Genomic DNA, 26,899 nt, shown 5'->3' on the forward strand with positions numbered 1-26,899 from the left:
GCATTCATCCGCGATTAAATTTCCAGCTAGTGTACGCTTACACGCAACGCAGCTGCGGTGGCAAAAGGCGCCAGTGTGATGCTGCCCGCCAGCATCGCGCCCAGGATGGCCAGGTAACCGTCGATTGGCATCCCCATTGAGGCGGCATCTATCGCCGCAGTGGCAAATATCAGTACCGGAATATACAGCGGCAGCACCAGCAAACTCAGCAGCACGCCGCCTTTGCGTAGCCCCACCGTCAACGCCACCCCAATAGCGCCAATCAGGCTCAGCGTTGGGGTGCCCAGCAGCAGGGTCAACGCCATCGCCATCCAGGTATTCACATCCAGCGACAGCAGCAGCGCCACCAGCGGCGACAGGATCAGCAATGGCAACCCGGTCACTACCCAGTGAGCACACACTTTGCCTAACACCGTCATTGGCAGCTGGGTTGGCAATAACAGTAGCTGTTCCAATGAGCCATCCAGGTAGTCATCACGGAACAATCGCTCCAGCGAAAGCAACGAGGCTAACAGCGCCGCTACCCAGATAATCCCCGGCGCAATGCGCGCCAGCAATTGCGGTTCTGGCCCAACGCCCAACGGAAACAGCGTGATCACGATCAGGAAGAACCACAGCGGGTTGACGATCTCGGAGCCTTTACGAAAGGCAATTTTCAGTTCCCGCCGCAGTATGATAAAGAACATCAGGCGATCTCCGCGCTGGTCTGTGTCAGGCGAATTTTCCTGACCGCCTGCGATGTACCGGTTAAATCTTGATGCGTCGTGAGCAACACCATTCCGCCCTGTTGAGCATGTTGCCCAAACAGCGCGGTGAGCTCCACCACGCCCTGTTTGTCTATGGCCGTCAAAGGTTCATCCAGGATCCACAACGGGCATTTGCTGAGCCAGAGCCGTGCCAGCGCCACGCGCCGCTGCTGCCCGGCGGAAAGCTGCGCCACCGGTACATCCTCGTACCCTACCAGGCCTACCTGCTCCAGCGCCTGCCAGATGGCCTGACGATCGGATGACTGGCTAACGGCCTGGTAAAACTGCAAATTCTCAAACGGGGTCAGCATGGATTTAATCCCCGGCTGGTGCCCCAGAAACAGCAGATCCAGATGATATTGCTCACGGCGGTGACGCGTATTTTCGCCCTGCCACAGCACTTCACCCGCGTCTGGCTGCGCCAACCCGGCCAAAATGCGCAGCAAGCTGGTTTTGCCAGCCCCATTAGGGCCTTCCACCTGAATAATGTCCCCCGGGCTCACCAAAAAACTCAACCTGTCAAACAGAGTACGTTCATCTCGTACACAACTAAGATTTCTGGCTTCCAGCATGGAGGACTCATATTTTTCTTTGGGATAGCGAATCATAGCATAAGCCACAGTGCGCTCGAAGCCCGCAGCCTGGCTTGGATGTACTCCATTAGGGGTAATATTGCGCATCAGATCAAAATTGCGTAGAAAAAATCAGCAACGTTAAAATTTCGTTACTTTTTAATCATTTTTCCGGCGCACTTTCCTTCGCTCCATCAGCAACTACGCTTAGTTATCAGCCAATAGGAGAATGACCATTGAGCGTAAAACCAGATCGTCCAGCCAACAGCGATAAAAGCAGCGTCAAGGTCGAAAGCGAAGAGCACGATCGGGGCAAATCCACCATTGAGGTTGATGAGGAAAAACTGCCCTCGCGCGCCGCTGCCGTGCATGAGCAAATCCGCATGGAAGGGGAGAAAGAACTGGAGCGTGACTGGCTGGCGCTATTACTGTCGGCCTTGGCGGCTGGCTTGTCGATGGGGGCTTCCCTGGCGGCGAAAGGGATTTTTCACGCACGGCTACCGGACGACCCAAGCCGGTTTTTTATCGAGAACATCGGCTATACCTTCGGCTTTATCATCGTCATCATGGCTCGCCAGCAGTTGTTTACCGAAAACACCGTCACTGCGGTGTTGCCCATCATGCATAAACCGACGCCGAAGAACTTCGTCATTCTGTTCCGCCTATGGGGGATAGTACTGTTGGGGAATCTGATCGGCACCGGCCTGGCCGCGTTGGCATTTATCTATATGCCTATTTTTGATGAGAATACCCGTGCGGCCTTCACCAGCTTGTCACAGGAAATCATGCATAACACCCCGGGAGAGATGTTTGCCAACGGCATCCTGGCGGGTTGGATCATCGCCACGATGGTGTGGATGTTCCCTTCGGCCAGAGCCGCCAAGATCTGGGTGATCGTGCTGATGACCTACCTGGTGGCGATTTGCGATCTTACCCATATCGTGGTTGGTTCCGTCGAAATCCTGTACCTGGTGTTTAGCGGCGCACTCCCCTGGCAGGAATTCTTCTACCCGTTCGCCATCCCGACGTTGGCGGGCAATATCATCGGCGGCAGCTTTATCTTCGCCCTGATCAGCCATGCGCAGATCCGTAACGATATGAGTGACAAGGCCAAGGCCGAACGGCTAAAGGCTCAGCAGGAGAAAAAACCGAAAGAAGATACGGATCGCCAGTAAGACTTGCCGCCGCCAGCGATTCGCCGTTTGATAAGGTTGGTGCGAAATTGTATTATAAACAACGAATAACATTCTTACCCGGCGAAAGGTGTTAGATGTTCGACTTAAAACTTAGAGAAGTCAGCAACGGATTATCGGCGAAAGAACGTGGCGTAGCCGAGTATATTATTGCGAATAAACAGTCGCTAAAAAATATGAGTATCCAGACGCTGGCAAAAGCTAACGACGTCAGCACCACTACCATTCTACGTCTCTGCCATAAGCTGGGGTATCAAGGATTTAGCGATCTTAAAATCGATTTGATCACCGCGTCGGGTTCCAGCAAACAAGATAATGTGTTGCAGGAAGACATTAATCTGGATGACTCAATAGAAACGGTGAACGGTAAAATTCACCTGATAGAAAAATCCTCTATTGATGAAACCCACGCCATGATGAATAGCGAGCAGTTGGCCAAAGCCAATGAGCTCATCAGAAATAGCAATAAAGTGGTGATCTACGGTGCAGGCAGTAGCGGACTGGTAGGTAAAGAGCTCGAATACCAGTTAATCAAGATAAAGAAAGACGTGAGCTGCCACCTGGACTACAGCATTCAATTTAGCATCGTCAATACCCTGGATAAACACGATCTGCTGATCATTATCTCCCACTCCGGTGAAAATCAGGATGGCGTCAAGTTGCTGACCCTGGCACAACAGTTGGGTGTCCCTTCTATCGCCATCACCAAAATGGGCCAAAGCCGCATCTCTGGCTTGGCCGATGTGTTATTGCACACCATTTCCACGGAAAGCGTTTCCCGCCTGATCCCTATCCGCTCCAAGATTTCACAGCTTTCGGTGATTAATATGTTGGTGACTAACCTGTTTATCCAGCAGTACGACGAGCGTTTATTAAAGCAAACCCAAACCCGAGCAGAACGTTTTTACAACCAAAACAACAAGCCTTAACCAGGCTACATACCCTCGCCGGGTTAAAAATGTAGGGGCGCTGCATGCCGCGCCCGCTCATACAATCCGCACCTTTGCCCCCTATCAACTCCTTATCTTTGGTCCCCACATCCCCATCTCCTCCTCAAGCCAAAAACAGCCTTCCAGGCAGCCTTAACCACCAAAGGGTGATCGGCTTCTCAGAACGCAGAAAATCCACTTCTCAAGGTGTCCATTTCAATTTAAAGGTAATAGTATTACTAAAAAATAAAACACACAAAGTAATAATATTACACAAAGGATTATCCAGGAGAGACGATGCAAGCTGAGATCCCTGTCATATTAGTGAGCCACGGCCCCTTTGCCCAAGGTGCGCTGACCTGTGCCGAGATGCTGATCGGTAAGCAAGAAAACGTTGCGGTGGTCTCCATTCAGGAAGACACCAATATCAGTGATGCTCGCGTCACGCTATTTGACACCTATAAATCGATTAACCAGGGCAATGGAGTGGTGATCCTGGTGGATATGATGGGTGGCTCGCCGTGTAATTTGTCTTGCGAGCTGTTGTTAACCCATGATGACGTGTTGTTATTCTGCGGTTTTAATATTCCGACCCTGCTTGAAGTTTTCAGCAATCGCGAGTTGCCATTAAATGAGATTGGAACCGTTATCGAGGAGGTTTTTCCAAATAGTTGCTTCAACGTTGGGAAGGTCTTACAAGCCGAGCGGGAACAGTCAACCGAACTTTAAGGAAAGATACCATGCCAATTAATTTAGCCAGAATTGATGACCGCCTTATTCATGGCCAGGTGATCACCACATGGGTTAAAAACCATGATATTGAACAGATCCTGATTATTAATGACAAGGTTGCCGGTGATAGCGTTCAGCAATCGGTGATCACCATGTCAGCACCGCCTGAATTAAAGGTTCAGGTATTTGGCGTACAGAAGTTTATCGATGTACTGAAAAAGGCAGAAATTAAAAGACGCACCATGCTGCTGTTTACCAACAGTGTCGATGTCCACGCGCTGGTAGAAGGTGGGCTGAAAATCGACAAGCTGAACGTGGGTGGCATGAGAATGCAGGAAGGCAGAAAGAGCCTTTCGCGGGCCGTTGCGGTAACACCAGAAGAAGAGCAGGCGTTTAAATCGCTGATTGCCAAAAATATTGCGGTAGAAATACAAATGGTGCCGAAAGATCCCATTGTGGAACTGAAAACATTGATCAATTGATTAGGTAACTTTTTACGTAATCGCTGGGGGATACAACGATGTTAATGGAAGCAATCTTGGTGGCCATTTGGGCAGGTATCTGCTCAATGGATGACGTAGGGCCACAAATGCTGCGGCGGCCGTTGTTAACCGGCACGGTAGCAGGCATCATCATGGGGGATATGGTTCAGGGGTTGGCGATCAGCGCCACGCTTGAACTGATGTGGATGGGCATCGGTAACGTAGGCGCCTACTCTGCTCCCGATATCATTGCGGGATCGATCATCGGCGTCGCTTTGGGTATCGCCTCCAAAGGCGGTATTGCCGCGGGTATCGCGCTGGCAGTTCCGGTCTCTATTCTTTGCCAGCAACTGCTGATCGTCTGGCGCTCTTTTGCCAGCTTCTTAAACGTCTGGGCGGAGAAATCCATTCAATCGGGGGACTATCAAGGCCTGGTCAAGGTCCACTATTTCTCGACGCCGCTGTGGTTCTTGATCCGTGCCGTTCCCTGCTTCCTGGCAATCTACTTTGGTGGGGACCTGGTCAGCAAAGTGTTAGAAGCCATACCGGCCAGCATTTTAACCGGCATGGGCGTAGCGTCTAAAATGATCCCAGCCATCGGCGTGTGTATCTTATTGCTGATGCTGTTAAAGGGCCGGATGTGGTTCTTCTTCCTGCTGGGCTTTATTCTGACCACCTATTTAAAACTGCCGATTATCCCGATTACCTTTATCGCCCTGGCCTTTGCCGTGCTTTACGACATGGCTTATACCAACGGCATGAATACTCCGGCACCAAAAAAGAGCAAAGCGACCGCAACGGACACTGAAGAAGAGTATGACTTATGAACGAGACAATTTCATATCATGGTGTGAGCCCCACCACTCAGGAAAAAAAGCTGACCAAGGCCGATTTAAACCGTATTTTCTGGAATATTCAGACCATGTCATTCTCATATAACTATGAGAAGCTGCAAACTATTGGCTTTGCGCATTGCATGATCCCGGTGCTCGACAAGTTGTACGCCGATGCTGATAAAGAAACACGCGTACGGGCCATGAAGCGGCACCTGGAATTCTACAATTCACAGATTAACACCGGCGCACTGATTTTGGGCGTTACCGCCGCGCTGGAAGAAAAAACCACAGAAGAAGAGAAAGAAGCGGTAGTTTCTGTTAAGGCCGGTTTAATGGGCCCGCTGGCCGGTTTAGGCGATAGCCTGTTGAAATTCACCTGGCTGCCGATCTGCGGCAGTATCGGTGCCGCATTTGCCCTACAGGGTAATCTTATCGGCCCGATACTGATGTTTATTCTCTTTAATCTGGTCAACATCGGCTCGAAATATTTCTTTATCCATTATGGCTACAACAAGGGCGTGGATTTAATCGAGCAGTCGAAAAACTCCAACATCATTCAACGCATCTCAAACGTGGCCAACGTGGTGGGCGTGATGGTGCTAGGATCGCTAATAGCCACCACCGTCAAGATATCGACCCCCTTGGTGATCGCGGTTGGCGAGCAGTCGATAAAAGTCCAGGAGATGTTTGACAAGGTTGCGCCTAACCTGCTGACGTTACTGTTCTCCTTGGGCATATTCTTCCTGGTCAAAAGGTTTAAAGGAAAATATACGGTGTCACTCATCATTGCAATGATGGTGTTCGGCGTCATTTGCTCCATGTTTGGCATTTTAAGTTAAAGGGAATAGTGATGAATTCGAAGATTCAGTTATCCGTCAGCAGAAAAAACAAGACCCAGCTCGAGATAAGCTTTAATTCAGATGCAGGCCCGGTGTCGCTATACTGGACAAAAGATAATGATGCCAACAGTCAGGAACGCTATTTAATTACGGACAATGCCACTAGCCCCTATTTATTGGACGATCCGTTAAAGGCCGAACAGCGCGTTTATTTTATTATCGAACAGGGAGGCCAAACTTTTCTTACCGCAGAAAGAACCCTTCCCGTTGGCGGATTAAATAACTTCCGGGATTTTGGCGGTTACATGGGTGCCGGTGGCAAACAAGTAAAATGGGGAATGCTGTACCGCTCGAACCATTTACACCACCTCAGCCCGCAGGCCGTGGCATACATCGAATCGTTGCAGATTCAGACCATTATTGATTACCGCAGTGCCAATGAGATCGCCAAAAGCCCCAACGACGCAGTTGGTGAGAAAAGAACCTATCACCTGGATGCAGCGGCACAAACCGCAGAGCTGGCGGCCCAGTTTTCCGCCGAGCCCAGTGACGAAGATCGCATGCTGATCGAAAGCGTTATGCGTGATATCCCTGCAGAACTGATCAATGGGCAAGGCGCACAGGTTTTAGAACAATACAGACACTTCGTGACCAGTGACAAATCTAAAACAGCGTTTAAGGCCATGATTGAGGTGTTGTTAGATAAAAACAACAGCCCACATATTCAGCACTGCCGTGGGGGCAAAGACCGCACGGGCTATGGCGCTTTATTGGTTTTATCCATGCTGGGGGTTTCAGAAGATGACATTATTGCCGATTACATGCTAACCCAGGCCAACCGGATGGAGCGCAACGAGGTAAAAATGGCCGCCTACCGTAAAATAACCGACGACCAAAATGTGCTTGATTACCTGCATACGCTGATTGATACGCGCGAATCCTTTATTGTTGAGGTGTTCAACACCATGAAACAACAATCTGGTAGCGTTGCGGGTTACATCAAGCAGGAATTAGGCTTTACCGACGCCGACTTTAGCAAGATGCAGCAAAACTTTTTAATTTAACCCCTTAGAACCAGACAACTCCTTGATACCACGGCGGCAGCTGTGGGGCACTGTGACATGCCTCATTCCTGCCGCTCGCCCTTCCCCAAAGCGCCTGGCTTCTGCCGCAAACTCACATTGATGGGCGGCTAACGGCAAGAAATGGGCTAAAAACAGAGAAAACCGGTTACATTTCAGACGATCAGGCCAATAACCTCTTAAACCCAAGCGTAAAAATGGGTATACTGCGCCCGCTGTGTCCCCTTAGTTAAATGGATATAACGAGCCCCTCCTAAGGGCTAGTTGCAGGTTCGATTCCTGCAGGGGACACCATATTGATGCGAACTGGTATTACCCCACACGAACAAAACCCCTCCACAGCAAGACCTCCAACAAAATCGACGCGAACCAACACGAACCGACATGCATTGACTACAACAAACTTTTGCGGGCATAGCTAGCAGGCCGATACGCCCTTTATCGAGCGTATTTTCCGGATGACCGATGATCATCTACTGCTCAGAGAGGATGAAGAAATCGTTTAAGATCATCTTCTCCAACAGTTGCTCACTGGTCAATTTGCTGATGGCCAGCGACTGAGAATTATCCCCTACTCGCCAGATAGCATGATGAAGCAGTATCGTTTGTTCCTTAGTTTAAGGTTGTGTCGGTAAGCGCATCCGCTAGGTGAAGCTGGGTTTGCTGAGCGGATTGCAGGCGGGATTTGAGTGATTCGCAAAAACTCAAAAAAGCATCCATCTTTTCTACAATCATCTTCTGCATTGATATAGGCGGAAGGGCTAATTTTAAATTTGATAATTCAGAAGAATTAATATTCTTAACACCTGTAGTTGTTCTGATCGGTTTCTCTATTTGATCGCGAATAAAATCCGTCTTCATCATTAATGATATATATTCAGCACAAACAGCATCATTAAATATTCTTGCACGAATTAAATAACCAGCATAAGCATGATCAACTAAAGTTCGCCGTAATAAAGTACATTGACCAACAATACCAAGGCTTCCATTTGAGCGGATAAAAATCAAATCATCCTTTTCTAAGGACAACTCTTTCACTTCATGCTCCGTTAGCTTACCAAACTTCATATCTTCTAAAGAAATTTCACCCCCAACCACGTTGGGAATTCTCAGTACAGGATACCCATTAGTTAAATAATCACATTTCTGAGAAGTTCCATACTTTAGCTCTGTTAAAATTTCACCAAATCGGATCCACTCCCACCCCTGCGGTAATTCAAACGGCTTATCTTCGTCACTCACTGGCAGCAAAGGTTTTTGCTTTTTAATTTTACCTTCTTTCACCAGCTGCGCTTTTTCCTGCTCAATACGTTTAAGCAGTTCAGATGCCGGTTCATCGTTAGGATCCTGCGGCACTAGTTTACCCATCACCGCCAGTTGCAGAATAGTTTGCTTAAGCGCATCGATACTCGCTTCGGTGGTAAACAGCGAGTCGAAATGCTGGCTAATTCGCGCCCAATTTTCGGCGAGTACTTCGGCATTTTGGCTGTCGGTCAGCGTTGACAGTAGGGTATCCACCAGTTGCTGATGCGCATCAAGACTGCTTAGGGATTGCTGTTCTAGTTGGTCACATAGAATCAAATTTTGTTCAATGTGAGCAACAATACGATTCTGCTCCTCCTTTGGAGCCAAGGGAACAAGCATTAAAGAAAGAGATTTAAGGCCTAAGTTTTTTATAGTGCTACCGGTGGCGTTACTCATAGCAAACTGCTTAAAGTAGCATGACTCAAATAGCATTTTTAAGTAAGGCTTTGCCATTTCACTTGTCAGATTTATATAACAAGCACTTTTACCAAGAATTACCGGTTCATTATTATAATAGGCAATATTACCAAGCGTACCATTGATAGAAAGAAGTACACTTCTCTCATTTAACTCTTTCTTATGTTTTTTAAACTCATCTTCACTTACCATTTTTGTAGAGTTTGTTATCTGTATACACCCATTTTTTAAATTATTACCATTGACAAAAAAATAATGTCCTCGATCTACATAATTTGGTGTTCCATGCAGACCATCGCCAATTAGCGTGGCAATATCCAATAACCTTACCCATTCCCACCCTACCGGCAACTCAAAAGGTTTCTCATCCTCACTAATCTCCGGCAACGGCTTCTGCTTTTTAATCTTCCCCTGCTTCACCAGCCCCGCTTTCTCGGCAGCAATACGCTTCAGTAACTCAGACGCCGGTTCATCATTCGGATCCTGCGGCACCAACTTGCCACGCACCGCCAGTTCCAGAATCAGCTCACGCAGTTTCTTAATGCCATAGAGGTCGATTTTGCCGTTACTGCCACGCCCGGCCGTGGAGCGGGTTTGCAGGGCAGAGGACCAGATATCGATATGGTCGGTGAGCAGCTTCTCAACGGTCATCAGTTCGCCCCCTTGTTGCCTGCCAGCGCGGCACCGAGAATATCGCGCAACTGGTTACGCAGTTCGCTGATTTCAGCCTGTTGCGTCTGATACAGTGCCAACAGTTCATCCGGATCGTGGCTGATGGCTTCACCCTGGTACGGGTTTTTGATATCGAGGTTGAAGTTACGGGCAATGATGTCGTCAATGCCCACTTTCCACGCCTGGTTGTTCTCTTCACGGCTGGCAAAACCGTCGGCTTCACTACCCCACCAGTCGATCTCGGTCTGGAACTCTTCAAACTTCATCGGTTTGGTTTTGCTGTAGTTCTTCACGCCATCTGGGTACGGATGTTCATAGAACCAGATCTCTTTGGTTGGCTGGCCTTTGGTGAAGAACAGAATATTGGTTTTGATACCGGTGTAAGGGTTAAACACCCCGTTTGGCAAACGCACGATGGTGTGCAGGTTGCACTCTTCGGTCAGCAGCTTTTTGATTTTGGTTTTTACGCCTTCGCCAAACAGTGTGCCATCTGGCAACACCACCGCCGCACGGCCTTTATCGGCCAGCACTTCGATGATCAGTTGCAGGAACAGATCGGCGGTCTCACGGGTCTGCATCTCTGCCGGGAAGTTTTTCTCTATACCGTCTTCTTCGGTGCCGCCAAACGGCGGATTGGTGATGATCACATCAAGCTGCTCATCCCAGGAGGAAAGCGGCTTGTTGAGCGTGTTGTCGTGGCGGATTTGAACCGGTACTTCAATGCCGTGCAGCAACATATTGGTGGTACACAGCAGATGCGGAAGCTGCTTTTTCTCCACTCCGTGGATTTGCTTTTGCAGCGTTTTATGGTCTTCGGTGGTGTTAACGTAATGCTCTTTGACATGGTCGAATGAGCAGGCCAGGAAACCGCCCGTACCGCAGGCCGGGTCCATAATCGACTCGCCCAGTTTAGGATCGATACGGTTGACCATAAAGCGCGTAACTGCACGTGGGGTGTAGAACTCACCCGCATTCCCAGCGCTTTGGAGATCACGCAGGATTTGCTCGTAGATGTCGCCAAACAGGTGGCGCTCAGAACTGCTGCTGAAGTCGATCTCGTTGAGTTTGTTGATCACCTGGCGCAGCAGCGTACCGTTTTTCATGTAGTTATAGGCATCGCTAAACGCTTGCTTCACCACAAAACCCCGTGGGTTTTTGTCGATAGGCGCAATCATGCTTTTCAGCGTAGGGAAGAGATCGTCATTCACGAACTCCAACAGTTCGTCACCCGTGATGCCTTCGCTGTTCGCCGCCCAGGTACGCCAGAGGTAACGTTTTAGGATCGGTAACTGGTAATCATCTTGCTCCAGCTCCAGTTCTTCTTCCTGGGTGTCAAAAATCTTCAGGAACAGTAGCCAGGAGAGCTGGCCTAAGCGCTGGGCATCGCCGTCCACACCGGCGTCTTTGCGCATGATGTCCTGCAGGGATTTAATGACTGAGCTAATCGACATGTTTTCTTTCCGTTTCTAAAAAAGGATGCCACCGGGAGCCGTAAGCACCAGGTGGCAGAATAGGGTTTGGGTTATCAGGCAAAGCGTGGCGGTAACTGGTAGATCTCGTTTTCCAGTTCGTTAACGGCATCTTCGTAAGCCTGCTTGTTACCAAAGCTGCTTTTGATAATTTCCAGCGGGCGGCCCAGCGTGTCAAACGGCTTCAACTTCAGCACCTGGATATCCTCGATTTCCTGCACGCCTTCGTCGGCGTATTTATCCAGCAGCTTGTTTAACACGTTCTGCGCTGGCTCGGAATATTTGGTGAAGTAATTACGTTTGCGCACGTTGTCGGCACGTTCTTTGCGCGTTAGCGGCGGCTGGCCGTAAACCACGTGGCAAAGCAAATCGAACGGGTCGAGATCTTTACCCACCTCTTCGGCTAACACGTCCCAAAGAATGCCCAGTTGTTGCAGCTCTTCAATGATCACCTGTTTACGGGCGGCAGAGTGCCATTTACGGGTGAAGTCATCAAGCGATGTATACGCTTTATCTTTCAGAAGCGTTTTGCGGGTGTAATCCTGGAAGGATTCCGTGACCAGCTTACCGTCGGCATCATAATACTGCACCCGCTTCGCCAGTACTTTTACCGCAACGCCGTTAACATGGAATTTGCGGATCTTGTTTTCGTCGTCTTCTTCAAATGCCCCAGTTCCCTCACCAGACGTCGGGTCATAGGTTGCGGGTGTCTCATTCGCCCCAGTCACCAAATCCGGTGATTCGTTCTCTGGTGTTTCGTCTGCTAGCTGCTCGTCAAAATCCGAGTCCGGATCGGTGATCTCCTCTGGGGTAGTGCGGATCACCTTTTCCGGCACCCCATCAAAGCGTTCATCGGCAAACAGTTCGGTGGCTTTTTTGAAGTCGAGAATAGTGAACCAAAGTTTGCCGTGTTTTTCGTTGATGCGCGTTCCACGACCGATGATTTGCTTAAACTTGGTCATCGACTGAATGTTTTGATCCAGTACCACCAGCTTGCAGGTTTGAGCATCTACACCTGTGCTCATCAGTTCAGAAGTGGTGGCAATCACCGGATAAGGTTTTTTCGGGTTGATGAAGTTATCCAGTTGCGCTTTGCCGATGTCGTCATCACCGGTGATTTTCATCACATACTTTTCATTCTTCTTAACCTGTTCCGGGTTCAGGTTTACCAGCGCCCGGCGCATTCGATCGGCATGGTCAATGTCGTTACAAAAGACGATAGTTTTATCCATCGGGTTGGTGCGTTTTAAATAATCGGTGATGGTTTGCGCCACTAACAGGGTGCGTTCATCAATTACCATAGTGCGGTCGAAATCTTTCTGGTTATAAATACGGTCTTCGATCAGCTCACCGTGTTTATCCAGTTGCCCTTTGGTTGGCCGCCAGCCCTGCAAATCTACGTCGATATCCACACGCACCACCTTGTATGGTGCGAGGAAACCATCTTCAATGCCTTCTTTCAGGGAATAGGTATAGACCGGTTCACCAAAGTAGTCGGTGCTGGAGACTTCTTCGGTTTCTTTCGGCGTGGCAGTGAGGCCGATCTGCGTAGCGCTGCTGAAGTATTCGAGGATTTCACGCCAGGCACTGTCTTCCGATGCACTACCACGGTGGCATTCGTCGATAACAATCAGGTCAAAGAAATCTGGCGCGACTTGTTTAAACGCTTTCTGGTGCTCTTCTGGCCCGGTGATGGCCTGGTAAAGCGCCAGCTGGATTTCGTAGGCCGGGTCAATGGTGCGCCCGGTGATTTTTGTCATCGCGCCGCCAAAGGGTTGGAAGTCGTTCGTTTTGGTTTGATCAACCAAGATATTACGGTCAGCCAAAAATAGAATGCGCTTCTTATTTTTCGCTTTCCATAAACGCCAGATTATCTGGAAAGCGGTGTAGGTTTTCCCGGTTCCGGTCGCCATCACCAGCAACACGCGCTTTTGCCCGGCAGAAACTGCCTCTATGGTTTTATTGATTGCCTGCAACTGGTAATAACGCGGGGATTTTCCCGAGTTGTCGTCGTAGTAATCCTGACTGATGACGGGCATCTGTTCGGCGGTAAAACCTTTCCAGACGCAGTATTTATTCCACAACTGCTCAGGAGTAGGGAAGTCATTCAGCGTGATTTCAGATTCAAGCTGAACAGGGTTGGTTTTATCGTGAAAGATAAATCCATCGCCGTTGGAGGCAAAAACAAACGGCACATCAAGCAAACGGGCGTAATCCAGCCCTTGCTGCATGCCTTTGCCAATCTCATGCTTATTGGCTTTTGCCTCTATTACAGCCAGTGGTAACCCCGGCTTGTGATAAAGGACTATATCGGCGGATTTCACCGTGAGGCGTGCCGCCAGTTTACCGCGCACCACCACTTTGCCGTCACGGAGTTTTACCTCCTGGCGTATCTGCGTCATCACGTTCCAACCTGCGTCTTTAATCGCAGGCAGAATGAATTTTGTGATGATGTCCGTTTCAGTCAGAGTGGTTTTGTTCACGCCAGCCATAGCATCGCTCTCAACAGTATAGGGTTAACTCTGATTTTACACATATTAGTGAGTCAGGTAATGACCTGAAACGAGGTTTTGAGTAATCCCGCCTCACCCAGCCCGGTCAACCTTCCCTTCTTGCGAAGTATATCGCGAAGCATCGCATTTTAATCGTATTTAATTTGAACAAACCGCGATTAAATCTTATTATCTAATCAACCAGTAAGGATAGCGCTCCTTAACAAAAACCAGGAGTAACCGAAAATGGCAGTGCAAATTATCCGCAATGATAAAGGCGAACCACAGTATGCCGTGGTGCCCTACAGCGAATATGAAAAACTGATTAACGCAAAAAATGAATGGGAAGATGTGCCCTACACTCCCTCAAAATCCGATGATGTGACCGTGCCTAACGCGATCGTCAAGATCATGATTAATCAGGAAGTTTCACTTTTGGCGGCCTGGCGGATCTATCGGGACCTGTCTCAGTATGATGTAGCCGAAAAACTCGGCACCACCCAATCCACCGTTTCACAATGGGAGGCATCAGACCGCCCTCAGAAGCGTACCCGTGAAAAACTAGCGGCGTTGTATGATTGCTCCCCCGAGCAGTTGATCCCCTAATCTTGCTCAGTGTAGGGGTGTCCGCCCTTTAGATAACCAATGGGGTTAACTCAGGCCGAACATGTTCGGCCCCTACAAATCAGCAACTATGCTGCCGCTGAGGGCAGGATATATAGTATTATCAATATGATGCGTGACCGTCTCCCGTTACCTAGCACAACCTCGTAGGTTAAGGGTATAATCTAAGGCATTATTTAATCGGTTTCGGAAACGAACATGGCAAAGCTAACATTACAAGAGCAGCTGCTTAAAGCTGGACTGGTCAACAGTAAAAAACTGGCGAAAGTGGAAAGAACAGCTAAAAAATCGCGGGTTCAGGCTCGTGAGGCAAGAGAGGCCGTGGAAGAAAACAAAAAGGCTCAGGTTGAACGTGATAAACAGCTGAATGAGCAGCAAAAGCAGGCCGCCTTAGCTAAAGAATATAAAGCCCAGGTTAAGCAGCTCATTGAAATGAACCGGATCGTTATTTCACATGGCGATATTGGTTATAACTTCACAGATAACAATTTAATTAAAAAAATATATGTGGATAAAACGACCCAATCTCAATTAATTAGTGGCCGCCTTGCCATTGCTCGGCTGATTACCGATAAGAATCCTGATGGCGAATACGCGATTATACCCGCGATCGTAGCCGATAAAATTGCGCAGCGTGATGAGAGCAGCATTGTATTAAATGCCGAGCTGAGTAAAGAAGCTAAAGATGAAGACGATCCGTATGCCGACTTTGTCGTGCCTGACGATCTGATGTGGTAAACAAACTTTCCAGATGCTTATAGCGCCAGCCCACAAGCAACAACGCCCCTTGAGCTCAACCCCAGGGGCATTCCGACCTATCTTTTCGTCTTTCGAAGTAAATCACACAAAATCGTATTTAAATTAAAAAGTTAAATGAAAAAGCCCCGAAAACGGGGCCTTGTGGTGGATTCAAACGGGCTGGGCCTGCTTTTTATAGATGGAACGGTAATGATTTAGTCGTTCAAAAAAGCTGTTGCTCTGGTCACGCGACATATTACCCGCCACGCCATTAGCATCGACTTCACGCCCCTGAAACTCCAAGAATGCCACCGTAGAAGCGAGAAAATCCATGTTGCTGGTGTTCTTGGCATAGACATAGCACTTTTCCAAAGTTTCCATGTTCTCCTCCTCAACGTTTACAGTAAAGTTGACGTGCCACAAGCAGGATGACAATCGCTCGTTAAATGTGCTGCATCTCTAAGAATACTAGCAAAGCCTGAAAAATATACGCCATACGTGCGGTGTGATTAAAAAGCGGGCAGAGATCGCAGAAATACCTAGCGTGGCAAGGACGATTGCTCAGCTTGCAAGACTTGCTCTGCCGTAACCACAGAGCCAAAGTCGTCAAGCACCGAATAAAACACCTTCATGCCAGCATTCACCGGGCCTTTAGCCGCCGTTAAGGCAAAAGTCGCCGTCCAAAAAAGATACGGCGCAACAATGTGTTCAGCTTGGCGGCCTACGCAGCGATTATCTACGTGCTTTAAGGATGCCAATCTCTGGCATTGTTGTCGCCAACCGGTCACAATGCGGCTCACTTCCCCCCAAGCAGGAAATATGATGCCTTACCACTACCCCGCCCATTACGCCTTCGATAGCGAAAGCGATGCCTGGCAAATTACCCTACGCGATTTCCCCGAGCAGCAAGCCGCCTGCTACAAACGTGAGGACGTCGAACTGGAGGCGCAGGAAAGCCTGCTGACGGCTATCGCCATTGAAATGGAAGAAGGGCGCCCGGTGCCTGCGTCCTCCGCATTGCAGAGCGGTGACATCGCACTGCATTTGCCGGTGCTGGTGAAATTAAAGCTGGAACTGCATAACCGCATGTTAAGCAGCAACACCTCAAAAGCGCTGCTGGCCCGCCAGATGGGGTTTAACGGCGCACAGATCGAACGGTTGCTGGATGTGGCCTATGCCTCGAAGGTTGAGGCACTTGAGCAAGCCCTGTTTCTCCTGGGCTACGAAGTGCATACCACGGTAGTGGCGATCCACCAGCCCTCAGAATAAATAGTTTGCCCAGAGAGTAAATTTTTACCGTTTTGCGCCGATAGGGTTATTAAACAACCACCGATTGCAAAGTGAAGGCTAAAAATGGAACTCAACCGTCGTCATGTCTGGGCCGCTATCCTGCTTTCTTGTCTGGTCTTCTGGGCGCTCCTGATCGCCAGCGTCAGTGCCGTGGCCTGATGCCTTGTAACAAACTGTTACTTCGGGCATTTATCAACCATTACACCTCGAAGGGGTGTGCATGCTGCACCCGTTTCAACGCCCTGGCAGGGTAAAAAACCGGCAAAAAGTGTGATCAAAAACACAGTATTGAAATGGGTAGGATTTTGGGAGTACATTAGCGCCGATCCTGTTGTGATTCCTGGATAACCTCAAGGAACTTGAATCGCAACGACCGGTAAATCGTAGCTCAGGACGTTGTTCCTTCTGATTGAAGAACCCGCCGCCCGCCGCTGATTTGCCACAAAATACTCAGACAACAATCGGGATCGTTGGTTTGCGAGGACTCCACAAGGAGTTGTTACGTGAAATACTTTTTGATGGGCGTTTCATTCATGCTGGTTGCATGGGTAGGCACCTTCATGCTGATGGTTGCCTAACAGCAATCTCACCAGGTACTTAGACAAAGGGGCGCTTCTGCGCCCCTTTGTTGTTTCTGCACCGCGAACTATTTGCCGGGCATCATCCGGCGCAGGGTGTCGTCACCCCGCACATAGTGATGATAAATCGCGGCCAAGGCATGAATGCCGATGATGAAATATCCCGTATTTGCCAAGGTTTCGTGCACCATTTTCAGCGTGCGGCGTATGCCCGCATCGGGCGTGACCCACTGCGGCACCTGCCAGCCCAGCAGCATCCACTGTTTGCCACCATAGGCCAACGTCAAGAAGCCCAAGATCGGCAACGATAAAAACAGCAGATACAGCACCCAATGGAGCATTTTCGCCCCTAGCGCCTGTAATTCCGGCAAGGCCGGAGTGATCGGCGGCGTAGGATGCCGGTGGCGTAGCCCAAGGCGGATAAGCATCAGCACAAACACCGACAGGCCAAAGTTAAAGTGCAGATCCTTCACCAATGCCGCGCTGTCATCCGGCACAGAGTCCTTCAGCAATATGGCACTGTAAGTCAGGATCACCATCACCAGCGTCAGCCAGTGCAGGAGGATTTGTGATTTTGCAAAACGAACGCTCATAGAGACTCCCACTAAATTCGGTATTAGCAGAGCATAGCGGATAACAACTGAAGAGAACCTTAAGTAGAAGAAAAATCAGGATTGTGGGCACTTAACACACCCCTCACCCTAACCCTCTCCCGTAGGGCGAGGGGACCGATCGAGTGGGTTTGAAAATACGGTGGCACACCTTGGCTGGGGTGGCGATCGAGTTAGTTGTTGGTTTGCGTAATACCTTATCTTTCTTGTTTTTGCTCCCTACTTTCCGAAGCTGCACGGACCAACCAAGCGCTCCGGCCAGCTCCCTCTCCCAGTGGGAGAGGGTCGGGGTGAGGTGTAACAGCGACTGCCGGGTCTCAGGCAATAACGCGATGTTATTTGGTCGCTGGCTTGATTAACCCATCGGCACGGAACATCGCTTTGATACCGCGCACCGCCTGGCGGATACGATCCTGGTTTTCAATCAAGGCAAAACGCACATGGGTATCGCCGTAATCGCCAAAGCCGATCCCTGGGGATACGCACACCTTAGCCTCCGCCAACAGACGCTTGGCGAACTCCAGCGACCCCAGATGCGCGTAAGGCTCAGGAATTTTTGCCCACACATACATCGAGGCTTTCGGATTCTCTACCATCCAGCCAGCTTCGTGCAGCCCTTTCACCAGCACGTTACGGCGCTGGCGATACTGCTCGGCAATATCCAACACGCACTGCTGATCGCCTTCCAATGCGGCGATAGCAGCCACCTGCAGCGGCGTAAAGGTGCCGTAGTCGTGGTAGCTTTTGATCCGTGCCAATGCGCTAACCAGCTCAGGGTTACCTACCATAAAACCAATCCGCCAGCCAGCCATATTGTAGCTTTTCGATAGGGTGAAGAATTCTACCGCAATGTCTTTGGCTCCTGGCACCTGCATGATCGAAGGCGCTTTCCAGCCGTCATAGACGATATCGGCGTAGGCCAGATCGTGGATCACCAGCACGTCATACTGCTTCGCCAGCGCCACTACCCGTTCAAAGAAATCCAGTTCTACACACTGCGCCGTCGGGTTGGACGGGAAGCCCAGGATCATCATTTTTGGCCGCGGAATGGTTTCACGAATGGCGCGCTCCAGCTCACCAAAGAAATCCACGCCGTCCACCAGCGGCACGGAACGCACCTGCGCACCGGCGATCACCGCGCCATAAATATGGATCGGGTAACTTGGATTCGGCACCAGCACCGTATCCCCATGATCGAGCGTTGCCAACATCAGGTGTGCCAGGCCCTCTTTCGAGCCGATAGTCACAATGGCTTCGCTCTCGGGATCGATATCGACCTGATAGCGTTCCTGATACCAGTGCGAAATAGCACGACGCAGGCGCGGAATACCACGTGAGGTTGAGTAGCCATGCGTATCGTCACGCTGGGCTACGGTGCAGAGTTTCTCTACGATATGCGGTGGCGTTGGGCCGTCCGGGTTACCCATGCTGAAATCGATAATATCTTCCCCGCGACGGCGCGCGGCCATCTTCAGTTCAGAGGTGATATTAAACACATAAGGGGGCAGGCGTTCGATGCGCGTGAAACGGCGCGGGTTGTTATCAGACATAGTTACCTCGAAGAGACGTTAGCGCCCGGACCATCCGAGCGACGCTGGCCACAGAATGGCCGAACATCGAACATAACTCAGCCTTGTCAGGCTGTCGAGTCCCCCGCATAACAATTTTTTTACCGGTTGGCAGCCGCAAATTCCGTCGCCAACAGCCCCAACCGCCAGTCATTACACCACCGGCCCGCCAGGCGGAAATTGTCACGCAGCGTCCCTTCCAGTTGAAAACCGCAGCTCTCCAACAGACCCCGTGAGGCTAAATTCCCCTCTGTCACCGTGGCATACACTTTGTGAAAACCGCAAGCATTGAAGGCAAAGTCCAAGATCACTGGCAGCGACTCTTTGCCATAACCTTTCCCTTGCCCTTCCGGCAGGCTGCCAAAGCCCACTTCGGCCTGCTGGCAAGGGGACCACTCAGGGCGGAACCCGGTCATTCCCACCGCTTGACCGCTGCTTTTTTCTCTCATCACCAGACATAGCCAGCGATCGCAATGCTTATCCCATGCGGGCAAGCGTGCTTCGAAACGTTCGCGGATCTCGTGTTCCGGCAGCGGATCGGCAATGTAACGGATCACCTGGGGATCCTGGAATAGACGTAGGAATAACGGCCAGTCATCCGCCGTTAGCGATGTCAGCAGCAAGCGAGGTGTTTCCAATTTCATCAGGTAAATCTCCGAAAAACGAAAAAGAGGAAGTTACGAATGAAAGATATCCCTTTATTTCCCCCTATTAAATCCAGATAATCATTAACCAGGTTACAACAAAACAGCAACTTTATAACGCTACCCTACCACCACCATCCTCGCCCACCGGCGGGCCAAGGAGAACACCATGGCTTCATTACTCATCGATGATATCCCTGCCGCAATAAAAAGCGTCAAGCAGCAGTTACGCCAGGCTCTACCCAACTATCGCGAAGTCTTCCTGGAACTGGAAGACAATATTCGCCAGCAGGTGGAGCAAATCCGTCAGGAACTGGCCAACGGCCAGGACCCGGTGCCGCAGGTGGACGCCGAGGATATTCTGCAACAACGCGTTACCGAACAACAAATTGCCCTGATTAAACAGCGCGGCGTGTGCGCCATTCGGGGAGTATTCCCACGCAGCAAAGCCGAGGCCTGGAACCAGGAGATTGGCGACTATCTCGAACGCAATAACTTCGTCGAGCGGTTAAAAAATGCCGCCGAAGATAACTACTTTGGCAAACTGGCTGCCAGTAAGCCACAGATCTACGGCATTTACTGGTCGAAGCCTCAGGTCGAGGCTCGTCAAGATCAGCGCATGCATGCGGTACAGGTGTTCCTCAACAGCCTGTGGGCAACCGAGAGCAACGGCAAACAGCATTTTGACCCAACGCGTGTTGCTACCTATGCCGACCGTACCCGCCGCCGCCCGCCAAACTCCTCTTCGTTGGGCCTTTCCCCGCATGTGGATAGCGGCACCATCGAACGCTGGCTGGATGAGAATTTCCGCTATGTCTATCGTCACGTGTTCTCCGGCAACTGGCAGCAATACGATCCCTTTGCCGCCGATGGCCGTACCGAAGTGCGCGAGATCGCCTCACCGGCGGTTTGTTCCATGTTCCGCACCTTCCAGGGCTGGACAGCGCTGACACCGCAACGCACCCATGCCGGTACGCTGAACGTGGTACCGATCGCCAATGCCATGGCCTATATCCTGCTGCGTGCCCTGCAAGACGATGTGGCGGATGACGATCTGTGCGGAGCCGCCCCGGGCCGGGCGCTATCTATCTCGGAACAATGGCATCCCCTTTTATTAAGTGGGTTATCCCCTATTCCCGATCTGGAGCCGGGAGATACGGTATTCTGGCACTGTGACGTGATCCATTCGGTAGAAAACGAGCATAACGGCGAGTTCGACAGCAACGTGATGTACATCGCCGCCGCGCCGGGTTGCGAGAAGAACGATGCCTATCTGCAACGGCAGTTGCCAAGTTTCCTGTCCGGCAAAAGCCCGGTGGATTTTGCTGCGGATGATTTCGAAGTGGATTTCATTGGCCGCGCCACCGTTGAGCTACTAACACCGCTCGGCAAAGAGCAGTTGGGTATCAAGTAGCCCTGATGACCGCGGTGTGCTCCGGCCACCGCGGTCATTGCCGCGCTGTGATATACTGTGTTCTTCCGTTTGTCGCAGTGAGCCGCCCGTTGTGCACCCTGTTTTTGAAATGTTGTTAGCGGTATTCGATCGTGCCGCCCTGATGTTAATCTGCCTGTTTTTCCTCACCCGCACTCGGCTGTTTCGACAGCTGTTGCAAAAGGAAGATCATACTCCGCTGGAACTGGCCGCAGTCACGGCCATCTTCTCTCTGTTCGCCCTGTTCAGTACCTATTCTGGCATCAACGTCGAAGGCTCTCTGGTTAACGTGCGCGTGATCGCCATTATGGCCGGGGGATCCTGTTTGGCCCCTGGGTCGGCATCATTACCGGCATTATCGCCGGATTGCACCGCTATCTGATCGATATCGACGGTATCACCTCGGTTCCCTGCCTGATCACCAGCATTATTGCCGGGATCGGCGCCGGTTATATCAACCTGAAGGTGAAGAAAGGCCAGCGCTGGCGTGCCGGGATCTTGGGAGGCATGCTGTGCGAATCACTCACCATGCTGCTAATCGTTGCCTGGGCCAAACCCACCGAGCTCGGGCTGGATATCGTGTCTAAAATTGCCCTGCCGATGATCCTCGGCACGGTGTGTATCGGCCTGATCGTGCTGCTGGTGCAAAGCGTCGAAGACGAAAAAGAAGTGATTGCGGCGCGGCAGGCCAAGCTAGCGCTGGATATCGCCCGCAAAACGCTGCCCTATTTCCGTAATATCAATAGCGAATCACTGACCACCATTTGCGAAATTATCCGCCACGATATCAATGCCGATGCGGTCGCCATCACCGATACCCAACATGTGCTGGCTTACGTTGGCGTGGGAGCAGAGCATTACCCACTCGGGCGCGCAGGGCTCAGCCGAGTCACGCTGGAAAGCATCCAGCAGGGCAAAATCATCATCAAAAACAACCTCGAGAATCAGACAGCACCGCAGATCCATTCCCAACTGGTCATCCCTCTATGGGAAAAGGGCGAGGTGACCGGGGCGCTGAAGATTTACTACTGCCATGCCCATCAGATCACCAATACGCTGAAGGTGATGGCAGTTGGCCTGTCGCAGATTATCTCCACCCAGATGGAAGTCTCGCGCATCGAGCATCTGCGCCAAATGGCGGACAAGGCCGAAATGCGCGCGCTACAAAGCAAAATCAACCCACATTTCCTGTTTAATGCGCTGAACGCTATCTCGTCGTCAATCCGGCTAAATCAAGATACCGCCCGCCAGTTAATCATCAACCTGTCGCGTTACCTGCGCTATAACCTGGAACTGAACGACGAACTGATCGATATCCGTAAGGAACTGCATCAGATCCAGGACTATATCGCCATCGAGCAGGCGCGCTTCGGCAATAAGCTGACGGTGATTTATGACATCGACGACGATATTGCCGTGCGCATCCCCAGCCTGCTGATCCAGCCACTGGTGGAAAATGCCATCGTGCACGGTATTCAACCCTGTAAAGGGAAAGGCGTGGTGGTGATCGCGGTGAAAGATCGGGGCGATCGCGTCAAGATTTCGGTGAAAGATACTGGCAATGGCATCGATCCACTGGTGATCGAGCGCGTGGCGCGCAATGAAATGCCTGGCCACAATATCGGTCTGCTTAACGTACACCACCGGGTTTCCCTGCTGTACGGCGAAGGATTGCGCATACGTCGGCTGGAGCCGGGAACGGAAATCGCCTTCTACGTCACCAAAAACGGGAATAAGCTGCATAGCGAAAACAGCCCACAACCTGCCGGGGAACAACTATGAAAGCCATCATTGTGGAAGATGAGTTTCTCGCCCAGCAAGAGCTGACTTATCTGATTAATAAACACAGTAATATCACCATCGAAGCCACCTTTGAAGATGGCCTGGACGTGCTGAAATACCTGCAAACACATCAGGTCGATGCCATTTTCCTCGATATCAATATTCCGTCGTTAGACGGCGTATTGCTGGCACAGAACATCAGCAAGTTTGCGCATCGTCCGTCGATCGTGTTTATCACCGCCTATAAAGAGCATGCGGTGGAGGCGTTTGAGATCGAGGCGTTCGACTACATCCTCAAGCCGTATCATGAAGCGCGTATCATCACCATGCTGCAAAAGCTGGAGGCATTGCATAACCGCCCGGCGCAGACGCCGGAACCTAGCGCACCGGCGAATCGCACCAGCCACAGCATTAACCTGATCAAAGACGAGCGCATCATCGTCACGGACATCAACGACATTTACTACGCCGCCGCCGATGAGAAAGTTACACGGGTATATACCCGGCGCGAAGAGTTTGTGATGCCGATGAATATCACCGAGTTTAACCAACGGCTGCCAGAAGAGTTTTTCTTCCGCTGCCACCGGTCGTATTGCGTCAATCTGTCCAAGATCCGGGAAATCGTTCCGTGGTTCAACAACACCTATATTCTGCGGCTGAGCGATCTGGATTTTGAAGTCCCGGTCAGCCGCAGCAAGGTCAAGGCGTTTCGCCAACTGATGCGGTTATAGTTACCAGCGTGGGCCTCGCGGGCCGTGATCCCGTTGGTAATAGCGTGGCGGTGGTGGTGGCATGCGGTGATAACGTGGGCCATCACGCCATTCACGACGTGGGGGGCCGTAATAAACCGCCCTTGGCGGTGGGCCGTAATATCCGCGTGGGCCATAATGCTCGTGCCACCAGCGCGGTTCACGCCAGCGACCACCATCCCAGTAATGGCCGCGGTCATCACGATCGCCAATATGCAGCGACATTCCAGGCACGTTGATGCCGACAGAAATATCCGCATGGCTCACCGCAGGCAGTGAAAGCGGCAACAACGCAGCCAATAACAACAGCACTTTTTTCATCAGGTCTCTCCCAGAGCATGGAACGGGTCCATTTACCGATCACAGTAGTTCCGCGCCGGTACGTTCTCTATAGGAGGAAAGCCCAATTACGCCTTTCAGGCATATCCTTCACAATTACCACACAGTTTCCCCGGCGCTTTAGCCATCTTTCTGACATATCTTTGATGTAGATCACGCCCCGCAGGCCGCATTCCAACGGCTTTTTAGCCCTTATTCGGCAACTCATGCAGCGATAACGGCATTTCATTCCTCGGCAGCGGCAGTTCATTCCCGATCCGCCATTGGCAACGATCCCCCCCTTTATAATAGGCCCATACCGCAGGGCTCTGGTTGCCTTGCTAATTTTGCCAATGGGCAACGCCAATACAGGAAGGAGACCGGCCATGAACAGCAAACCGGCAAATCGCAGCTTAATCGTTCTCGGCACCATCATCTGCCAGATGGGCCTCGGCACTATCTATACCTGGAGCCTGTTCAACCAGCCGCTGGTAGACAAGTTCCATTGGGGCCTTGGCGATGTCGCTACCACCTTCTCGATCACCAGCTTCTTCCTGGCCTTCGCCACGCTGTTCGCCGGTAAGCTACAAGAGCGTTTCGGTATTCGTAATCTGACGCTGGTCTCCGGCGTGCTGGTCGGCCTGGGGTTGATTGCCAGCGCCCACGTGCAATCGCTGGATATGATTTATCTGTTAGCGGGCGTGGTGGTCGGTTTTGCGGTGGGTATCGCTTACATCTCTACGCTGTCCAACCTGATCAAATGGTTCCCGGATAACAAGGGGCTGATTTCCGGCATCTCCGTCGGGGCGTTCGGTAGCGGCAGCCTGCTGTTCAAATACGTTAACGCCGCCCTGATTAGCGGTGCCGGTGTCTCTGCTGCGTTCTTCTACTGGGGCGTGATCGTGATGGCGCTGATTGTGCTGGGCTCCATGCTGCTCAAAGAACCGGTGCAGGTTAACCAACAAGCTAACCACGGCACGCTGGGCAACGATTACACCGTGCGCCAGATGCTGGCCAGCAAAGAGGCCTACATGCTGTTCGTGATTTTCTTCGCAGCCTGTATGAGTGGCCTGTATCTGATCGGTATCGTTAAAGACATGGGCGTACAGCTGGCTGGAATGGATTTGGCCACTGCCGCCAACACCGTTTCTGCCGTGGCAATCTTCAATACCGCAGGCCGCATCATTCTGGGCACCCTGTCCGATAAAGTAGGCCGTATGCGCGTCATCAGCTTCACCATGCTGGTCACTATTCTGGCGATTGCCGCACTGAGCTTCGTGACGCTGAGCCATACGCTGTTCTTTATCTGCGTCGGCGCGGTCGCTTTCTGCTTTGGTGGCAACATTACCGTCTTCCCGGCGATTGTCGGTGACTTCTTCGGCCTGAAAAACCACAGCAAGAACTACGGCATCATTTATCAGGGCTTTGGTCTGGGCGCGCTGGCAGGGTCGTTTGTTGCCAACCACTTCGGCGGCTTCCACGCGACCTTTATGGTGATGGGCGTGCTGTCGGTGATTTCACTGCTGATCACCCTGTTTATCAAAGCGCCGAAAGCGGTTGAGCAGGAAGAAGAGTCTCACGCAGAGCCAGTACTGGCCAAAGCCAACGTCTAAGAGGCAGGTAAAAAAAGGGCGCTGCCAAACCGGTAGCGCCTTTTTTTATTGTGTTGATTACAGATGCATGCCCAGCGTCTGCCGCAGATGAGCACCGGCCCCCAGCAGCCCCGGTTGGGAATGGGTGATCATAAACACCGGAATTTCACGTACGTAGTCTTTGAAGCGTCCCTTGTCTTCAAAGGCGGCGCGGAACCCGGAAGCCTTGAAGAACTCCATAAAGCGCGGCACGATGCCCCCGGCGATATACACTCCACCAAACGTCCCCAAGTTCAACGCCAGGTTGCCGCCAAACCGCCCCATGATCACGCAGAACAGGGACAATGCACGACGGCAATCGATGCAACTGTCCGCCAGCGCACGCTCGGTGATGTCTTTGGGTTCCAGCTTCTCCGGCAGGCGCTTGTCTGCCTTGACGATGGCACGGTACAGATTCACCAGCCCAGGGCCAGACAACACGCGCTCCGCAGAGACGTGACCAACTTCACCACGCAGCACCTCCAGGATGATGTCCTCTTCTTCACTGTTCGGCGCAAAATCTACGTGGCCACCCTCACCCGGCAGGCTCACCCAGCGGCGGTTAACGTGCACCAGATGCGCCACCCCCAGGCCAGTACCCGCACCGTAAACGGCAATCGGTTTATCCTTTTGCGCTTTGCCACCGCCAAACTGCAACACGTCATCTTCGGACAGCATCGGAATAGCCATCGAAACCGCGGTAAAATCGTTAATCACTTCCAGATGCTTTAAGCCCAGGCTCTCTTTCATCGCTTTGATGGAGAAGGCCCAGGTGTGATTGGTCATGGCGACCCAATCCTCCGTTACCGGGCAGGCGATGGCGATACAGGCATCCTGAACCTCCAGTTGCAGCTCGGTCAGGTATTGGCGGATCACCGCTTCCAGGCTATCGAACTCCAGACCAGAATAGGTTTTCGCCTGGGCGATCTCGCCCGTCTCGACAGTGCACAGCGCCAGGCGGGCATTGGTACCGCCAACATCACCTACGAGGGCATAGGTCATCGGTGTTTCTCCCTAAAATGAATAATGCAAAATTGGGTACACTGTAAAATCACGCCGCCCAAACAACAATCGGCATTCTGCGGCCCGCTGCGCAATAGCGATCTCGATCACAAAAATCGTTTCAGCCAGCACAGTTTTCACCGATTTATACCGGCGGTTACAG

At 51.3% G+C, this 26,899-nt stretch carries 26 protein-coding genes, 1 tRNA gene and 2 pseudogenes; 16 read left to right on the plus strand and 13 right to left on the minus strand.

The features are described 5' to 3' along the window. Positions 1-26 precede the first annotated feature (26 nt). Complete coding sequence (gene ccmB, locus D9980_RS12290) at positions 27-686, minus strand: heme exporter protein CcmB (RefSeq protein ID WP_021806074.1); 660 nt, start codon at positions 684-686, stop codon at positions 27-29. Next, positions 686-1,318: a cytochrome c biogenesis heme-transporting ATPase CcmA gene (ccmA, locus tag D9980_RS12295; protein ID WP_024485096.1), complete on the minus strand. Its 633-nt coding sequence runs from the start codon at positions 1,316-1,318 to the stop codon at positions 686-688. Before ccmA ends, ccmB begins: the two co-directional genes overlap by 1 nt. A gap of 236 nt (positions 1,319-1,554) precedes the next feature. Between ccmA and D9980_RS12300 the strand changes: the two genes are divergently transcribed. The 8 genes from D9980_RS12300 (at position 1,555) to D9980_RS12335 (ending at position 7,705) form a co-directional block, all read left to right on the plus strand. Further along, positions 1,555-2,493, plus strand: coding sequence for a formate/nitrite transporter family protein (locus D9980_RS12300; RefSeq protein ID WP_024485097.1), 939 nt, complete (start codon positions 1,555-1,557; stop codon positions 2,491-2,493). Positions 2,494-2,588: 95 nt separating this feature from the next. After that, positions 2,589-3,440 carry a MurR/RpiR family transcriptional regulator gene (locus tag D9980_RS12305; protein WP_074030644.1) on the plus strand — a complete coding sequence of 284 codons (852 nt, stop codon included), beginning with the start codon at positions 2,589-2,591 and terminating at the stop codon, positions 3,438-3,440. Positions 3,441-3,737: 297 nt separating this feature from the next. After that, positions 3,738-4,169 carry a PTS sugar transporter subunit IIA gene (locus D9980_RS12310; protein WP_024485099.1) on the plus strand — a complete coding sequence of 144 codons (432 nt, stop codon included), beginning with the start codon at positions 3,738-3,740 and terminating at the stop codon, positions 4,167-4,169. An 11-nt stretch (positions 4,170-4,180) separates the two neighbouring features. Beyond that, complete coding sequence (locus D9980_RS12315; protein WP_121607433.1) at positions 4,181-4,654, plus strand: PTS sugar transporter subunit IIB; 474 nt, start codon at positions 4,181-4,183, stop codon at positions 4,652-4,654. A 38-nt stretch (positions 4,655-4,692) separates the two neighbouring features. Further along, complete coding sequence (locus tag D9980_RS12320) at positions 4,693-5,481, plus strand: PTS sugar transporter subunit IIC (protein ID WP_121607434.1); 789 nt, start codon at positions 4,693-4,695, stop codon at positions 5,479-5,481. Next, entirely contained in the window at positions 5,478-6,329 is an 852-nt protein-coding gene (locus D9980_RS12325; RefSeq protein ID WP_024485102.1) for a PTS system mannose/fructose/sorbose family transporter subunit IID, read from the plus strand. Before D9980_RS12320 ends, D9980_RS12325 begins: the two co-directional genes overlap by 4 nt. Positions 6,330-6,340: 11 nt before the next feature. Next, complete coding sequence (locus D9980_RS12330; RefSeq protein ID WP_121607435.1) at positions 6,341-7,393, plus strand: tyrosine-protein phosphatase; 1,053 nt, start codon at positions 6,341-6,343, stop codon at positions 7,391-7,393. Between the two features lie 237 nt (positions 7,394-7,630). After that, positions 7,631-7,705, plus strand: a tRNA-Arg gene (locus tag D9980_RS12335). 119 nt (positions 7,706-7,824) lie between these two features. Here the strand turns inward: D9980_RS12335 and D9980_RS26995 are convergent. The 4 genes and pseudogenes from D9980_RS26995 to hsdR all read right to left on the minus strand — a co-directional run. Continuing rightward, positions 7,825-8,013, minus strand: a pseudogene (locus D9980_RS26995) (nuclease); the annotation flags it as partial. Between the two features lie 10 nt (positions 8,014-8,023). Then, on the minus strand, positions 8,024-9,787 hold the full coding sequence (locus tag D9980_RS12345) for a restriction endonuclease subunit S (protein ID WP_121607436.1): 1,764 nt from the start codon (positions 9,785-9,787) through the stop codon (positions 8,024-8,026). After that, positions 9,787-11,259, minus strand: a complete 1,473-nt coding sequence (locus D9980_RS12350; RefSeq protein ID WP_121607437.1) for an N-6 DNA methylase — start codon at positions 11,257-11,259, stop codon at positions 9,787-9,789. The genes D9980_RS12345 and D9980_RS12350 overlap by 1 nt, the downstream gene beginning before the upstream one ends. 74 nt (positions 11,260-11,333) lie before the next feature. Continuing rightward, complete coding sequence (gene hsdR, locus D9980_RS12355) at positions 11,334-13,769, minus strand: EcoAI/FtnUII family type I restriction enzme subunit R (protein ID WP_121607438.1); 2,436 nt, start codon at positions 13,767-13,769, stop codon at positions 11,334-11,336. 246 nt (positions 13,770-14,015) lie between these two features. Between hsdR and D9980_RS12360 the strand changes: the two genes are divergently transcribed. Both D9980_RS12360 and D9980_RS12365 read left to right on the plus strand, forming a co-directional pair. Continuing rightward, positions 14,016-14,375: a helix-turn-helix domain-containing protein gene (locus tag D9980_RS12360; protein WP_121607439.1), complete on the plus strand. Its 360-nt coding sequence runs from the start codon at positions 14,016-14,018 to the stop codon at positions 14,373-14,375. A 216-nt stretch (positions 14,376-14,591) separates the two neighbouring features. Continuing rightward, positions 14,592-15,131: a DUF2058 domain-containing protein gene (locus D9980_RS12365; protein ID WP_024485106.1), complete on the plus strand. Its 540-nt coding sequence runs from the start codon at positions 14,592-14,594 to the stop codon at positions 15,129-15,131. 171 nt (positions 15,132-15,302) lie between these two features. On the opposite strand, the gene D9980_RS12370 is transcribed toward D9980_RS12365, so the two are convergent. After that, a complete protein-coding gene (locus D9980_RS12370) occupies positions 15,303-15,512 on the minus strand; it encodes a hypothetical protein (RefSeq protein ID WP_024485107.1) in 210 nt (69 codons plus the stop codon). 441 nt (positions 15,513-15,953) lie between these two features. Here D9980_RS12370 and D9980_RS12375 point away from each other — a divergent pair, with 441 nt between their 5' ends. Next, a complete protein-coding gene (locus tag D9980_RS12375; RefSeq protein ID WP_121607440.1) occupies positions 15,954-16,400 on the plus strand; it encodes a hypothetical protein in 447 nt (148 codons plus the stop codon). 78 nt (positions 16,401-16,478) lie between these two features. Here the strand turns inward: D9980_RS12375 and D9980_RS27170 are convergent, their stop codons facing one another. Then, a complete protein-coding gene (locus D9980_RS27170) occupies positions 16,479-16,610 on the minus strand; it encodes a hypothetical protein (protein WP_255417745.1) in 132 nt (43 codons plus the stop codon). A 314-nt stretch (positions 16,611-16,924) separates the two neighbouring features. Here D9980_RS27170 and ypdK point away from each other — a divergent pair, with 314 nt between their 5' ends. Next, a complete protein-coding gene (gene ypdK, locus D9980_RS12380) occupies positions 16,925-16,999 on the plus strand; it encodes a membrane protein YpdK (RefSeq protein ID WP_099782600.1) in 75 nt (24 codons plus the stop codon). Between the two features lie 68 nt (positions 17,000-17,067). On the opposite strand, the gene D9980_RS12385 is transcribed toward ypdK, so the two are convergent. The 3 genes from D9980_RS12385 to D9980_RS12395 all read right to left on the minus strand — a co-directional run bounded on the left by D9980_RS12385 (position 17,068) and on the right by D9980_RS12395 (position 19,822). Continuing rightward, positions 17,068-17,592: a cytochrome b gene (locus D9980_RS12385; protein ID WP_121607441.1), complete on the minus strand. Its 525-nt coding sequence runs from the start codon at positions 17,590-17,592 to the stop codon at positions 17,068-17,070. 353 nt (positions 17,593-17,945) lie between these two features. Next, complete coding sequence (gene alaC, locus D9980_RS12390) at positions 17,946-19,160, minus strand: alanine transaminase (RefSeq protein WP_121607442.1); 1,215 nt, start codon at positions 19,158-19,160, stop codon at positions 17,946-17,948. Between the two features lie 119 nt (positions 19,161-19,279). After that, on the minus strand, positions 19,280-19,822 hold the full coding sequence (locus tag D9980_RS12395; protein WP_024486109.1) for a GNAT family N-acetyltransferase: 543 nt from the start codon (positions 19,820-19,822) through the stop codon (positions 19,280-19,282). A gap of 169 nt (positions 19,823-19,991) precedes the next feature. Here D9980_RS12395 and D9980_RS12400 point away from each other — a divergent pair, with 169 nt between their 5' ends. The 3 genes and pseudogenes from D9980_RS12400 (at position 19,992) to D9980_RS12410 (ending at position 23,767) form a co-directional block, all read left to right on the plus strand. Beyond that, positions 19,992-21,236: a DUF1479 domain-containing protein gene (locus D9980_RS12400; protein ID WP_121607443.1), complete on the plus strand. Its 1,245-nt coding sequence runs from the start codon at positions 19,992-19,994 to the stop codon at positions 21,234-21,236. Positions 21,237-21,327: 91 nt separating this feature from the next. Beyond that, positions 21,328-23,036 (plus strand): annotated as a pseudogene (locus D9980_RS12405) (LytS/YhcK type 5TM receptor domain-containing protein). After that, entirely contained in the window at positions 23,033-23,767 is a 735-nt protein-coding gene (locus D9980_RS12410; RefSeq protein ID WP_121607444.1) for a LytTR family DNA-binding domain-containing protein, read from the plus strand. Before D9980_RS12405 ends, D9980_RS12410 begins: the two are co-directional and overlap by 4 nt. Here D9980_RS12410 and D9980_RS12415 read toward each other — a convergent pair whose 3' ends face one another. Beyond that, positions 23,768-24,106: a DUF2502 domain-containing protein gene (locus D9980_RS12415; RefSeq protein ID WP_071684111.1), complete on the minus strand. Its 339-nt coding sequence runs from the start codon at positions 24,104-24,106 to the stop codon at positions 23,768-23,770. 383 nt (positions 24,107-24,489) lie between these two features. Between D9980_RS12415 and D9980_RS12420 the strand changes: the two genes are divergently transcribed. Then, a complete protein-coding gene (locus tag D9980_RS12420; RefSeq protein ID WP_121607445.1) occupies positions 24,490-25,716 on the plus strand; it encodes an OFA family MFS transporter in 1,227 nt (408 codons plus the stop codon). Between the two features lie 57 nt (positions 25,717-25,773). Here D9980_RS12420 and glk read toward each other — a convergent pair whose 3' ends face one another. Next, complete coding sequence (gene glk / locus D9980_RS12425) at positions 25,774-26,736, minus strand: glucokinase (RefSeq protein WP_121607446.1); 963 nt, start codon at positions 26,734-26,736, stop codon at positions 25,774-25,776. Positions 26,737-26,899 lie beyond the last annotated feature (163 nt).

The organism is Serratia sp. 3ACOL1, assembly GCF_003668775.1.
Classification (GTDB): Bacteria; Pseudomonadota; Gammaproteobacteria; order Enterobacterales; family Enterobacteriaceae; genus Chania; species Chania fonticola.